Origin of the sequence: Nocardioides panacihumi, from assembly GCF_039530925.1 — a bacterium.
Lineage (GTDB): Bacteria > Actinomycetota > Actinomycetes > Propionibacteriales > Nocardioidaceae > Nocardioides > Nocardioides panacihumi.
The window spans coordinates 328,054-341,162 of record NZ_BAAAPB010000001.1 but is presented as its reverse complement, the minus strand read 5'-3'; the positions used below and the strand labels follow the sequence as shown (position 1 = coordinate 341,162).

General features: G+C 72.8%; 10 protein-coding genes. 7 read left to right on the top strand and 3 right to left on the bottom strand.

Annotation, left to right across the window (positions count from 1 at the left end; all coding sequences use genetic code 11):
• Window positions 1-32: 32 nt before the first annotated feature.
• Complete coding sequence (locus ABD205_RS01635; protein WP_344041730.1) at window positions 33-1,517, bottom strand: carboxyl transferase domain-containing protein; 1,485 nt, start codon at window positions 1,515-1,517, stop codon at window positions 33-35.
• Between the two features lie 146 nt (window positions 1,518-1,663).
• Here ABD205_RS01635 and ABD205_RS01630 point away from each other — a divergent pair, with 146 nt between their 5' ends.
• The 5 genes from ABD205_RS01630 to ABD205_RS01610 are packed head-to-tail and all read left to right on the top strand — an operon-like array spanning window position 1,664 to window position 7,106.
• Window positions 1,664-2,692, top strand: coding sequence for an ABC transporter substrate-binding protein (locus ABD205_RS01630; RefSeq protein WP_344041728.1), 1,029 nt, complete (start codon window positions 1,664-1,666; stop codon window positions 2,690-2,692).
• A 7-nt stretch (window positions 2,693-2,699) separates the two neighbouring features.
• On the top strand, window positions 2,700-3,524 hold the full coding sequence (locus ABD205_RS01625; RefSeq protein ID WP_344041726.1) for an ABC transporter ATP-binding protein: 825 nt from the start codon (window positions 2,700-2,702) through the stop codon (window positions 3,522-3,524).
• Window positions 3,517-4,356, top strand: coding sequence for an ABC transporter permease (locus ABD205_RS01620; protein ID WP_344041724.1), 840 nt, complete (start codon window positions 3,517-3,519; stop codon window positions 4,354-4,356). Before ABD205_RS01625 ends, ABD205_RS01620 begins: the two co-directional genes overlap by 8 nt.
• Window positions 4,357-4,367: 11 nt before the next feature.
• Window positions 4,368-5,729 (top strand): LLM class flavin-dependent oxidoreductase, encoded by a 1,362-nt coding sequence (locus ABD205_RS01615; protein WP_344041722.1) that lies wholly within the window; start codon window positions 4,368-4,370, stop codon window positions 5,727-5,729.
• Between the two features lie 27 nt (window positions 5,730-5,756).
• Window positions 5,757-7,106, top strand: a complete 1,350-nt coding sequence (locus ABD205_RS01610; RefSeq protein WP_344041720.1) for an LLM class flavin-dependent oxidoreductase — start codon at window positions 5,757-5,759, stop codon at window positions 7,104-7,106.
• 174 nt (window positions 7,107-7,280) lie between these two features.
• Here ABD205_RS01610 and ABD205_RS01605 read toward each other — a convergent pair whose 3' ends face one another.
• Entirely contained in the window at window positions 7,281-8,735 is a 1,455-nt protein-coding gene (locus ABD205_RS01605) for a M1 family metallopeptidase (RefSeq protein WP_344041718.1), read from the bottom strand.
• Between the two features lie 114 nt (window positions 8,736-8,849).
• Between ABD205_RS01605 and ABD205_RS01600 the strand changes: the two genes are divergently transcribed.
• Together ABD205_RS01600 and ABD205_RS01595 are read left to right on the top strand one after the other, a co-directional pair.
• Window positions 8,850-10,508: an ABC-F family ATP-binding cassette domain-containing protein gene (locus ABD205_RS01600; RefSeq protein WP_344041716.1), complete on the top strand. Its 1,659-nt coding sequence runs from the start codon at window positions 8,850-8,852 to the stop codon at window positions 10,506-10,508.
• Window positions 10,509-10,544: 36 nt separating this feature from the next.
• The gene (locus tag ABD205_RS01595; protein ID WP_344041714.1) at window positions 10,545-12,017 is read left to right on the top strand and encodes an amidohydrolase; all 1,473 of its coding nucleotides are present in this window, start codon (window positions 10,545-10,547) and stop codon (window positions 12,015-12,017) included.
• Between the two features lie 134 nt (window positions 12,018-12,151).
• Here the strand turns inward: ABD205_RS01595 and ABD205_RS01590 are convergent, their stop codons facing one another.
• Entirely contained in the window at window positions 12,152-13,051 is a 900-nt protein-coding gene (locus ABD205_RS01590; protein WP_344041712.1) for an SGNH/GDSL hydrolase family protein, read from the bottom strand.
• Window positions 13,052-13,109: the final 58 nt, after the last annotated feature.

Genomic DNA, 13,109 nt, shown 5'->3' with positions numbered 1-13,109 from the left:
CGGCGCGCCCCAGATCACCCGCCGAGTCGGAGTCAGGCGTAGCGCTCCGCCCGGGCAGCGGGCGACCCCGGACCCACCGCCATCAGCCGGGCCAGCTCCGCCTCGATGACGCCGCCGACCCGGTGACAGAACTCGTCCGGCTCGTCGGCGGCGTCCGGCAGCTCGGGGATGATCCGGTCGACGATCCCGAGCGCGGCGAGGTCGACCGCGAGCACGCGCTGCGCGCGGGCCATGTCGGCCGCATGGGTCGTGTCGCCGTGCACGATGGCCGAGGCGCCCTCCGGTGGCAGCGGCGAGAGCCACGCGTGCTGTGTCGCGACGACCCGGTCGGCGGGCAGGAAGGCGAGTGCGCCGCCGCCGTTGCCCTCGCCGAGCATGAGGCACATCGTCGGCGCCTTCACGTTGACGAGCGCGTCGATGCAACGAGCGATCTCGCCGGCCATGCCGCCGTTCTCGGCCTCGGGCGAGAGCGCCGCGCCGCGCGTGTCGATCACCGTCAGCACCGGCAGGCCGAGATCCTCGGCGAGCCTCAGCCCGCGCTGGGCCTCGCGCAGCGCCGTCGGCCCGAACGCCTGCTGCGCCTGCTCGCGCCTGTCCTGGGCGAGCAGCACGCAGGGCGCGTCGCCGAAGCGCGCCAGCGCGATGATGAGGGCGGGGTCGCGCTCACCCTGCCCCGTGCCGTTGAGGGGTACGACGTCCGCCGCCGCCGTCTTCAGCAGCCTCCGGACCCCTGGCCGGTCCTCGCGCCGTGACCGGGTGACCGCGTCCCACGTGTCGATGGGCGGCACCGCGTCAGGACGCGCCGACTCGGCCCTCTCAGACTGCGAGGACGCGCCGACTCGCGGTCTCGTCTGGAGGATCGTCAGCGCCCGGTCGAGGATCCCGGCGATCTCCTCGGGTGGGAGCACGGCGTCGATGATGCCGTGCGAGTAGAGGTTCTCCGCGACCTGGACGCCGGCGGGGAAGGGGTGCCCGTTGAGCAGCTCGAAGACCTTCGGGCCGAGGAAGCCGAGCAGCGCCCCGGGCTCGCCGACGGTGACGTGTCCGAGCGAGCCCCACGACGCCATCACCCCTCCGGTCGTGGGGTGGCGCAGGTAGACGAGGTAGGGCAGCCCGGCCGACTTGTGGGCCGAGACGGCCTCGGTGATCCGCACCATCTGCACGAACGCCGGGGTGCCCTCCTGCATCCGGGTGCCGCCGGAGGCGGGGGCGGCGAGCAGCGGCAGCCGCTCGACCGTGGCGCGCTTCACCGCGGTCACGAGCCGGTCCGCGGCGTCGCGGCCGATCGACCCGGCGAGGAACCCGAACTCGCTCACCAGGACGGCCACCCGGCGCCCCAGCATCGTGCCCTCGCCGGTGAGCACCGACTCGTCGACGCCGGTGCGCTCGGACGCCGCGCGCAGCTCCTCGGCGTACGCCGCGGAGACGCCGGCCCGGGCAGGAGCCGTGTCCCACGACACCCAGGAGCCCTCGTCGAGGACCAGGTCGATCAGCTCGCGTGCGGTGAGTCGCGCCATGGCCCGGGAGGTTACCGACGTCCCCGGGCCGACATGCCCGGCATCTGAGACGTGCGTCCGGAACGACATTCGAACCCTCTAAAGTCCATAAAACAGATCGACAAACATTGTCGATACGACAACGTCCCGAACGGAGCGCCACCCCCATGACACGTGTAGGACCCGTACGAACCCGGATCGCCGCGCTGAGCGCCGCCCTCCTGGCCACCGTGGCCCTCGCCTCGGGCTGCGGTGGCAGCTCCAGCGCCACGAACTCCGACGGCACGACCACCGTCCGCTACCAGTCCAGCCAGGGCAGCGTCGACCTGCTCCAGCTGGCCGACGCGCTCGGCTACCTCAAGGGCGTCAAGCTGAAGAAGGTCGGCGACGTCACCGGTGGCCCCGAGAGCCTCAAGGCGCTCGCCAGCCGCCAGATCGACATCGGCGCCTCGGCCTTCTACGGCGCCGTCGCCCAGCTGGTCGCGACCGGCGTCCCGATCAAGGCGGTCGTGTCGACGTACGGCTCGAACGGCCCCATCGCCTCGGTGGTCGCCACACCGACCGGCTCCGGCATCACCTCGGCCCGCGACCTGATCGGCAAGAAGGTCGCCGTCAACACCCTCGGGGCCAACGCCGAGGCGGTCCTGGACACGTGGTTCCAGAAGGAGGGGCTCACGCCCGAGGAGATCAGAGGAGTCACCCTCGTGCCGCTCCCGCCGCTCAACACCGCGCAGGCGCTCAAGGAGCACCAGGTCGACGCCGCCTACATCGGCCTCGGCCAGCTGAAGGCCGCCAGCGAGGCGGTGCCGCTGAGCACCCTCGTCAAGGACACCGACGTGGTCGGCAACTACAACGGCGGCGGCTTCACGCTGCGCGACGACTTCATCGCCAAGCACCACCAGGCCGCGCAGACCCTCGCCACGGGCGTGGGCAAGGCCGTGGACTACATCGCCTCGCACGACCGCGCCGACGTGCTCAAGGTCTACGAGAAGTGGCTCACCGACCACGGGTACGCCGGCTACGTCGACGCCGTCGAGAAGAACTGGCCGGGCGCGACCGGCGTCGCGAGCCCGCACGGGTCGATCTCGGACGAGGACATCGCGCGTTGGATCGACTGGCTCGACAGCCGTGGCGACGTCGACGCCGGGAAGCTCGAGGCGTCCGACGTCTACACCAACGACCTCAACAAGGGGTGAGGCGCCGATGAGCTCATCGATCACGCTGCGCGACGTCGGGCAGACGTTCCTGGTGCGCGGCGACGACGACAGGCAGCTGCGCGAGTTCGTCGCCCTCGACGGCGTCGACCTCGAGATCGCGGCGGGGGAGTTCGTGACCCTCGTCGGGCCGAGCGGCTGCGGCAAGTCGACCGTGCTCGACCTGGTCAGCGGACTGACCAAGCCGACCTCGGGCACCGTCAGCATCGACGGGACGCCGATCAGCGGCCCCGGCCTCGACCGCAGCGTCGTGTTCCAGCAGTACACGCTGCTGCCGTGGCGGACAGCCCGCGGCAACGTCGAGTTCGCCCTCGAGGCGGCCGGCATCGCCAAGCGGGAGCGGGCCGCGCGAGCGCTGGACTACCTGGAGCTCGTCGGCCTCGGGGAGTTCGCCAACCGCTACCCGCACGAGCTCTCCGGCGGGATGAAGCAGCGCGTGGCGATCGCGCGCAGCCTCTCCTACGAGCCGGGGGTGCTGCTCATGGACGAGCCGTTCGGCGCCCTCGACGCCCAGACCCGCGAGCGCCTCCAGGAGGAGCTCGTCGGGATCTGGCGGCGCACCGGCACGACGGTCGTCTTCATCACCCACGACATCGAGGAGGCCGTCTTCCTCGGCCAGCGGGTCGCGGTGATGAGCAGCCGGCCCGGCCGGATCAAGGAGGTCATCGACGTCGACCTGGACCGGCAGACGGCCGAGAACCAGGACCTGCGGGCCACGCCGGCCTTCGCGTCGTACCGTCACCGGATCTGGAGCCTGCTGCGCGAGCAGACGCTCCAGGCCGCCCGTCCCGAGGTGGTGAACCGCGTTGCCTAGCCTGATCGACGAGCGGACCGAGGCCCGCCCCAACCCCCGGCAGGAGGCGGCGGCGCGGGTCAGGCACGCGACCCCGAGCCGACGGCGCACCGTCACCCTCGTCCGCGGACTGGCCGGCATCCTCGCGCTCGCGCTGGTGTGGGAGTTCGCCCCTCGCTGGGGACTGGTCGACTCCTACTTCATCCCGCCGCTGCACGTCGTGCTGCAGGCCTGGTGGGAGCTGGCCCGCAGCGGCGAGCTGGCCGACCACGTCCGGGCGAGCATGGTCCGCTCGGCGACAGGGTTCGCCCTGGCCACCGCCGTCGCGATCCCGCTCGGCGCCGCCATCGCGTGGTATCGCCCGGTGCGCGAGTTCTTCCAGCCCGCGCTGGAGATCTTCCGCAACACCGCGGCGCTGGCGATCCTGCCGGTCTTCACGCTGATCCTCGGGATCGGGGAGACGTCCAAGATCGCGATCGTCACCTACGCCTGCTTCTTCCCGATCCTGCTGAGCACGATCACCGGAGTGGCGACGGTCGACACCCAGCTGCTCCGCTCGGCGCGGGTGCTCGGGCTCAGCCCGGTGGCGACGTTCCGCAAGGTCGTCTTCCCGGCGGCGATCCCGACGATCTTCACCGGCATCCGGATCTCCGGCGCCGCCGCGATCCTGGTGCTCATCGCCGCCGAGATGATCGGCGCCAACCAGGGGCTCGGCTTCCTCATCAGCTACGCGTCGATGAACTTCCTGATCCCCAAGATGTACGCCGCCATCCTCACGACGTCCCTGCTCGGGCTCGTCATCAACTACTCGCTCGTCGCGCTGGAGCGTCGCTTCTCGCGCTGGCGGGCATGAGAGGAGGGGCCATGACGAAGCAGCTGGTCCTCAACGCCTTCCTGATGTCCACCGGCCACCACGAGGCGTCGTGGCGGCTCCCCGAGATCGACCCGTTCGTCGAGGCCGACGTCGAGTACTTCCAGGACCTCGCCCGGCTCGCCGAGCGCGGCCGGCTCGACTCTGTGTTCTTCGCCGACGGGCCCGGCCTGTGGGGTCCGATCGAGGGCGTCGCCCGCCGGCCTCCGCAGGTGCTGGAGCCGACGCTCCTGCTCGCCGCGATGGCGGTCGCCACCGAGCGGATCGGCCTCATCGCCACCGCGACGACGACGTTCGACGAGCCGTTCAACACCGCCCGCCGGTTCCTCACCCTGGACCGGATCAGCCACGGGCGCGCGGGGTGGAACGTCGTCACCACCGCCGACACGAGCGCCGGGCTGAACTTCGGCTATGCCGGCAACCCGACCCACGCCGAGCGCTACGCCCGGGCCGAGGAGTACCTCGAGGTCGTGCTCGGCCTCTGGGGCGGCTGGGAGGAGGGCGCGACCGTCGGTGACAAGGCGGCCGGCGTCCACACCGACCCGGCGAGGGTGCACGCCCTCGACCACACCGGCGCCCACTTCCGGGTGCGGGGGCCGCTCAACGTCGGGCGCAGCGAGCAGGGCCACCCGGTCGTGGTCCAGGCCGGCTCTTCGCCCGCCGGGATCGAGCTCGCGGCGGCGTACGCCGAGGCCGTCTTCACCGCCCAGCGCACCGTCGAGGAGGGGCGCGACTTCTACCGCCGGCTCAAGGCGGCGACCGTCGCGGCCGGGCGCGACCCCGACCACCTCAAGATCCTGCCGGGCATCGTGCCGATCCTCGGCGGCACCGTCGCCGAGGCCCGCGCGAAGGAGCGGCAGCTCGAGGAGCTCATCATCCTCGACCACCCGCTGCGCCAGCTCGCGGCCGACATCGGCATCCCCGCCGACCGGATCGACCTCGACGGCCCGCTGCCGACGAACATCCGGCCGGTCGAGGAGATCGAGGGCAACCGCAGTCGTTACGAGCTCGTCGTCGACTTCGCCCGGCGCGAGCGCCTCACGGTCCGCCAGATCCTGCAGAAGCTCGGCGGAGGCCGCGGCCACCGCACGTTCGTCGGCACGCCCGAGCAGGTCGCCGACGACCTCGAGCTGTGGTTCACGACCGACGCCGCCGACGGCTTCAACGTGATGCCGGCCGTGCTGCCCTCGGGCCTGGAGGAGTTCGTCGACGGCGTCGTGCCGCTGCTGCAGCGCCGCGGCCTCTTCCGCGAGGAGTACGCCGGCGACACGCTGCGCGACCACTACGGGCTGCCGGTGCCGCCCAGCCTCGCGGCCCGCGCCGCCGCCTCCGACCGCGCCCTCGTCGGCGCCTGACCACCACTCGTCCGAAAGGCACACCCGATGACCGACCAGCCCCGCCAGCTCAAGCTCAACGCGTTCCTCCACGACACCGGCCACCACGAGGCCTCCTGGCGTCACCCGGACAGCTCGGCCGACCGGGTCGGGGACATCTCCTGGTACCAGGAGCTCGCCCGCAAGGCCGAGGCCGCCAAGCTCGACGCCGTGTTCCTGGCCGACGGCCCGGCCCACTACGGGACCGGATACCGCCCGAGCACCCAGTTCGAGCCGATCACGTTCCTCACCGCCCTGGCGACCGCGACCGAGCGCATCGGCCTCATCGCCACCGCGTCGACGACGTTCTACGAGCCGTACAACCTGGCCCGCCTCTTCGGCTCGCTCGACCGGATCTCCGGCGGCCGGGCGGGGTGGAACATCGTCACCACCTTCAGCGAGGACGCCGCCCACAACTTCGGGCTCACCGGAGTGCCGAGCAACGAGGAGCGCTACGGCCGCGCGGAGGAGTTCGTCGAGGTCGTCACGCGGCTCTGGGACAGCTGGGAGGACGACGCCGAGGTCGTCGACAAGGCGGCAGGTGTGTTCGCCGACCAGGCCCGGATCCACCGCATCGACCACGTCGGTCGCCACCTGCGGGTCCGCGGTCCGTTCAACGCGCCGCGCTCGCCGCAGGGCCGGCCGGTCTACGTGCAGGCCGGGTCGTCCAACGAGGGGCGCGCGTTCGCCGCCCGCAACGCCGAGGCCATCTTCACCGCGCACCAGACGCTCGGGAACGCACAGGCCTTCTACGCCGACATCAAGGCACAGGCGCGCACGTTCGGCCGCAACCCCGACCACGTCCTGGTGCTGCCGGGCATCAGCCCGTTCATCGGCGACACCCCGGCCGAGGCGAAGGCCCTGTACGACGAGTTCAACGAGCTCACCGTGGCGGCGTACGGCGTCTCCCAGCTCGAGAAGATCGCCGGCGTCTCGCTCGGCCACCTCGAGCTCGACGAGGCGGTGCCGGTCTCGCTCTTCGGCGGGGCGGGCAACGTGCTCGACAACAACCGCAGCCGCAAGCAGGTGGTCGCCAACATCGTCGAGCGCGACCGGCCGACCCTGCGCCAGCTGCTGCACCGGCTCGCCGGCGGACGTGGGCACAACGTCGTGCACGGCACGCCGGTGCAGGTCGCTGACACGATCCAGGAGTGGTTCGAGGGCGGGGCCGCCGACGGGTTCAACGTGATGCCGCCGCTCTACCCGCAGCTGCTCGACGCGTTCACCTCGAAGGTCGTGCCGATCCTGCAGGACCGAGGGCTGTTCCGCACCGACTACACCGGCACCACGCTGCGCGAGCACTACGGCCTGCCGAGGCCCGGGAGCCTGTACGCCGGCACCGCCGCCGCCACCGCCTGACCCGCTCCGCCGGGGCCGGTGGGGCGGCCCTCGGCGGGGCCGGGCTCGGGGGGGTAACCGTCAGTTCGATACGGCTCATGACCGTTGCAACCGTCAGGTGGCGTATCGAACTGACGGTTACTGCATCGAACTGACGGTTACCCCTGGGCGGGCCCGGGGCGCGGCCGGACAGCCCTACCGATCGAGCGGACTGCGCGCGGACATCAGCCAACGGTCGAAGAACGACGTCAGGTCGCGGCCGGTCTGCTGCGAGACCCAGCGGATGTAGTCGTCCCGCCCCGTGGAGCGCTCGGCACGCGCGGCCGGCCAGTCGCGGACCAGCCGCCAGAAGACGGCGTCGCCGACCATCTTCCGCAGCGCGTCCCACATCAGCGCCGGCCCGTAGTAGACGTTGAGTTCGGCGAAGTGGTCGTGCTTGTAGGCGCCCGGCGGGCCGGCGGTACGCCGTGAGCTGATCTCGTCGGGGACCCACGTCGCCAGCGAGTCACCCGGCGGCAGCTGCCAGTCCTCGTCCTGCCAGGCGCCCTGGAGGTACATCGCCATGCCCTCGTTCATCCACACGTCGCGCCAGTCGGACGGGGTCACCAGGTCGCCGTACCACTGGTGCGCCATCTCGTGGACGAGCGTGTCCGGCTCGCTGTCGGACGGGTCGCGGCCGAGCGTGATCATCGTCTGCGTCTCCATGCCGCTGTCGCTGTCGACCAGCACGAAGCCGAGCGAGTCGAACGGGAAGGGCCCGAGCTTCTTCTCGAGCCAGTCGAGCAGCGGCGGCGCCGCCTGCAGGTTGTTCAGCAGCTCGGTGTCGTCGGGGGTGGTCCAGTACGAGATGGGCACGCCACTGCCGCTCCTGGCCTTGGTCTCCTGGTAGTCGCCGACCGCGAGGGTGACGAGGTACGACGCCGTCGGCTCGTCGAGGTGCCAGCTCGTCCTGGTGCGTCCGCCGGACGTGGAGCGGTCGGTGAGCGTGCCGTTGCTGACGCCGACCATCGGAGTGGGCGCGTCGACGTCGATGTCGTAGTGGGCCTTGTCGGAGGGCTGGTCGTTGACGGCGTACCAGGTGAAGGCGCCGTACGGCTCCTGCATCGTCCACAGGGCGCCGTCGGGGTCGACCGTCAGGCCGAGCCGCGGGGTGTCGCGGCGCGTGCTCGGCGCCGGCACCGGCGTCGGCGTCCCCGCGTAGTCGAGCGCGAGCGTGTAGTCGTGGCCGGCGCGGACGCGGCGCTGCAGCACGAGGTCCTTGCCCGGATGGGTGTACGCCGCCGCGGTGCCGTCGAGCGTCACCTTGGTCGGCACCATCGCCGCCGCCAGGTCGAGCTGCACGTGGTCGGCGTCAGCGGTCGCCCTGAAGAGCAGCGACTCGTGACCGGTCAGGGTCTTCGACGCCGGGTCCCAGGAGACGCGGAGCCCGTAGTGCAGCGCGTCCACCCCAGGGTCCCCGACGTCGGGGTAGACCGAGTCCTCGACGGGGGTGGAGCGGGCGTCGTCGTACGACGCCGGGCCGGCGCTCGTCGAGGTCGCCGGACCCGTGCCGGGGGTCGGGGCCGTGCCGCCGGAGCCGCCGCTGCACGCCGCGAGCCACGGGCTGACGGACATCACCGTCGCGACGGCGATGATCCGGATGCGTCTCATGCCGCCCCCTTCCCCTGTCGGCACAGTCTCCCCCTGCCGACGCGACCATCATGCCCGCATCGGTCGCCGGGGTGGGACGAAAACCCGGTCGACGCCACCGATAGCCTCGACCGGGTGAGCGCCACCATCCAGACCTTCGGTCTCGCCGCCGGGCACGGCGCGAAGGCACTCTTCGACGGGCTCGACCTGGTCGTCGCGCCGGGCGACGTGATCGGCCTCGTCGGGCCCAACGGCGCCGGCAAGTCGACCCTTCTCCGGGTCCTCGCCGGGACGCTCGCGCCCGAGAGCGGCACCGTCTCGGTCAGCCCCGCGACGGCCACGATCGGCTACCTCTCGCAGGAGCCGGAGCGGCACGCCGGCGAGACGGTCCGCGCGTTCCTGGCCCGGCGCACCGGCGTCGCCGACGCGCAGGCGGCGTTCGACGCCGCGACCGAGCGGTTCGGCGCGGGTGAGCCGGGAGCCGACGACGAGTACGCGCACGCCCTCGAGCGCTGGCTGGCCCTCGGCGCCGCCGACCTCGACGAGCGGGCCGAGGAGGTCGCCGCCGACGTCGGCCTGGGCGTCGGGCTCGACCAGGAGATGACCAGCCTGAGCGGTGGCCAGGCCGCGCGGGCCAACCTGGCCAGCCTCCTGCTGAGCCGCTACGACGTGTTCCTCCTCGACGAGCCGACCAACGACCTCGACCTCGACGGACTGGACCGGTTGGAGCGGTTCGTCCGGGAGCTGCGCGCACCGGTCGTCATCGTCAGCCACGACCGCGAGTTCCTCGCCCGCACGATCAACCGCGTGGTCGAGCTCGACCTCCACCAGCACCAGGTCAACCTGTACGGCGGCGGCTACGACGCCTACCTGCGGGAGCGGGAGATCGCGCGGCAGCACGCCCGTGACGCCTACGACGAGTACGCCGGCAAGCTGACCGACCTGGCGGGCCGGATGCAGACGCAGCGCGCGTGGGCCAACCAGGGCGTCCGCAACGCCCGGCGCTCGATCAACGACGAGCCGGACAAGTCGATCCGTCGCTACCGTGCCGAGTCCGCCGAGAAGCAGGCCTCGAAGGTCCGCCAGTCCGAGCGCGCCATCGAACGGCTCGAGCGCGACGCCGTCGAGGAGCCCCGCAAGGAGTGGGAGCTGCGGATGGAGATCTCCGTCGCGCCTCGCTCCGGTGCGCGTACGGCGGTGCTGCGCGACGCCGTCGTCCGGCGCTCGAGCTCCGGCGGCGACTTCACCCTCGGCCCTGTGAACCTCGAGATCGGCTGGGCCGACAAGGTCGCCATCACCGGTCCCAACGGGTCGGGCAAGTCGACGCTGCTCGGCGCCCTCCTCGGCCGGATCCCGCTCGACTCCGGCACCGCGTCGCTCGGTCCCGGCGTCGTCGTGGGCGAGGTCGACCAGGCCCGTGCGCTGTTCGAGGGCGACGAGCCGCTCGTCGACTCGCTCCGCGTCCACGCGCCCGACCTCGCGCCGGAGGAGATCCGCACGCTGCTGGCGAAGTACGGCCTCAAGTCCGACCACGTCGTGCGGCCCGCGGCCACGCTCAGCCCGGGGGAGCGCACCCGCGCTGCGCTGGCGCTGCTGCAGGCGCGGGGCGTCAACCTGCTCGTGCTCGACGAGCCGACGAACCACCTCGACCTCCCGGCGATCGAACAGCTCGAGTCGGCGCTGGACGCCTACCCGGGGACGCTGCTACTCGTCACCCACGACCGGCGGATGCTGGCCGCGGTGCACACCAACCGGCAGCTGCGGGTCGACGGCGGCCGCGTCACCGAGGACTGACCCCTGCGCGGGTCGCGACCGTAGATGATGTGCGCCATGTCCGACCTGCTCGTGCGCGGCGCCCGCGTCGTGCCCCTCGACGCCGGCGTGCACGCCGACTCGTACGCCGACTCGTACGCCGACCCCGTCGACGTCCTCGTCCGGTCCGGTGTCGTGGCGGCCGTCGGGCCGCGCCTGCCCGACGCCGGCGTACGCGAGGTCGCCGCCGACGGCCGCTGGCTGCTCCCGGGGCTGTGGGACGCGCACGTCCATCTGGGGCAGTGGGCGCTGGCCTCGCGCAGGCTCGACCTGTCGGAGGCGCGGTCACCCGAGGACGCGGTCGCGCTCGTCGCGGCCGCGATCGGTGACGGAAGCGGCGGCCCGGTCGTGGGCATGGGCCACCGGGCCGGCACCTGGTCGCGGAGCGTGACCGTCGCCGAGCTCGACGCCGTCAGTGGCCACGTGCCGGTCGTGCTCGTCAACGGCGACTTCCACCACGGCTGGCTCAACACGGCCGCGCTGGACGCGCTCGGCCTGGCCAGGCGTGACGAGGTGGTCAGCGAGCGGGAGTGGTTCGACGCCTACCCGAGGCTGACCGCGCTCGTCGGCGCACCGACCGCGGAGGACTACCGGCGCGTGATGACGCAGGCCGCCGCCCGCGGCGTCGTGGGGGTGGTCGACTTCGAGTTCGGGGCGCCGTGGACGGACTGGGCCGAGCGCTGGCAGGCGGGGTGCGACCTGCTGCGCGTGCGCTGGTCGCCGTACGCCGACACACTCGACGCCGCCCTCGCCGCCGGCCTGCGCACCGGCTCCGAGCTCGCCCCGGGGCTGACGGTAGGCTCGCTCAAGATCATCAGCGACGGCTCCCTCGGCACGCGTACGGCGTGGTGCTGCGAGCCCTACGCCGACACCGGAGGCCACGGCGCGCCGAACCAGTCCGTCGAAGAGCTGCGCGGCCTCCTCGCGCGTGGACATGCGGCCGGCTTCACGGTGGCGACGCACGCGATCGGCGACCGGGCGCTGGCGGAGGCGCTCGCCGTCTACGACGCGACCGGCGCCTCCGGCTCCATCGAGCACGCGCAGCTCGTCACCCGCGACGCCGTCGGGGAGCTGGCCCGGCTCGGCCTGACCGCCAGCGTGCAGCCGGCCCACCTGCTCGACGACCGCGAGACCTCCGAGAGGGTCTGGCCGGGGCGCGGGGAGCGTTCGTTCGCGCTGCGCTGGCTGCGCGATGCGGGTGTGCGGATCGCCCTCGGCTCGGACGCCCCGGTCGCGCCGCTCGACCCGTGGCTCGCCGTCTCGGCCGCCGTGCACCGGGGCGACCCGGGCGAGGAGCCGTGGCACCCGGAGCAGTCGCTCACTGTCGCCGAGGCGCTGGCCGCCTCCGTCGACGGTCGTCGCGTCCGCGTCGGCGAGCCCGGTGACCTGGTGCTGCTCGACGCCGACCCCCTGGCCGCCACGCCGGCCGGGCTCCGCGGCCTGGCCTCCTCGCTCACGGTGGTCGGCGGGCGGGTCGTCTGGGAGCGCTGACCGGAGGAGCCGGGCAACCGGGGCAGTCGGGGGCAATCGGGGCAATCGGGGGTAACTCAGTGTTCGCCGAGGTAGAACGCCGCTGGAACGGCTGGTCACCTGGGCGAACGCTGAGCTTCCCCGGGGGCGCTGAGTCACCCCAGGGACGCCGCGACCAGCCTCGCGACGGCGGCCTGCTCGACGGCGAACGGGTGGAACGGCGCCGCACCGGGGCCCGAGATGCCGTTGATCCAGGGGTCCGCGGCACACACGTCGTGACCGGCGCTCGCGCTCCAGAGGTCGGCGTACGACGTCCCCGCAGCCGCGGCGGCCCGGCGTACCGTCTCGGCCAGCCCGTGGTTGACCCGCCGCGCGAACGCGTAGTCACCCGGCGCGAACGGCGTCTGCGCACAGGTGCCCGACGCCGGGACGATCTGCGGATAGCCGACGAGCACGACCTTCGCCGACGGGGCGCGCAGGCGCACGGTGCGTACGACGCCCACCAGGTTCTGCTGGATCCGCTCCAGCGCCGGCTGCACCGTGGGACCGAGCGAGTCGGCGCAGGGTGAGCCAGACGTGGTCGGCGCGTTCTGTCGCAGGCACGTGCTGATCAGCCGGGCGAACAGGTCGAGGTCGTTGCCGCCGAGGCCGATCGTCACCAGGTCGGTGTCTCGCGTGACGGCGTCGATCTGTGGCGCGACGCTGCCCAGCTGCGAGCGTCGTACGTCGCTCGTGTCGGCGCCGCTGCAGCTGACATCGGCCAACCGGCCGACCGGGAGCGCGGCCGCGAGCAGGTGCGGGTAGTTGTTGCTCGACCGCAGGCACCCGTCGTTCGACTGGACGCCGGGCACTCCGGGTGCGGCGGTGTAGGAGTCGCCGAGCGCCGCGTAGCGGGCGAAGCGGGGCGCGACCGCGGCGGTCGGGCCCGACGAGCCGGAGGTGCTGGCGGACGGAGCGGTCGTCCCGCCGCCCGCCGACGCGTCGCGGCAGCCGGCGGCCAGCGGGCCGACCAGCACGGCCAGGAGTGCGACGAGCACGAGCTGACGGGCGGGCATGCCACCACCGTACGGACCGCCGGATGGCGCCCGGACCTCCAGGGGTAACCGTCAGTTC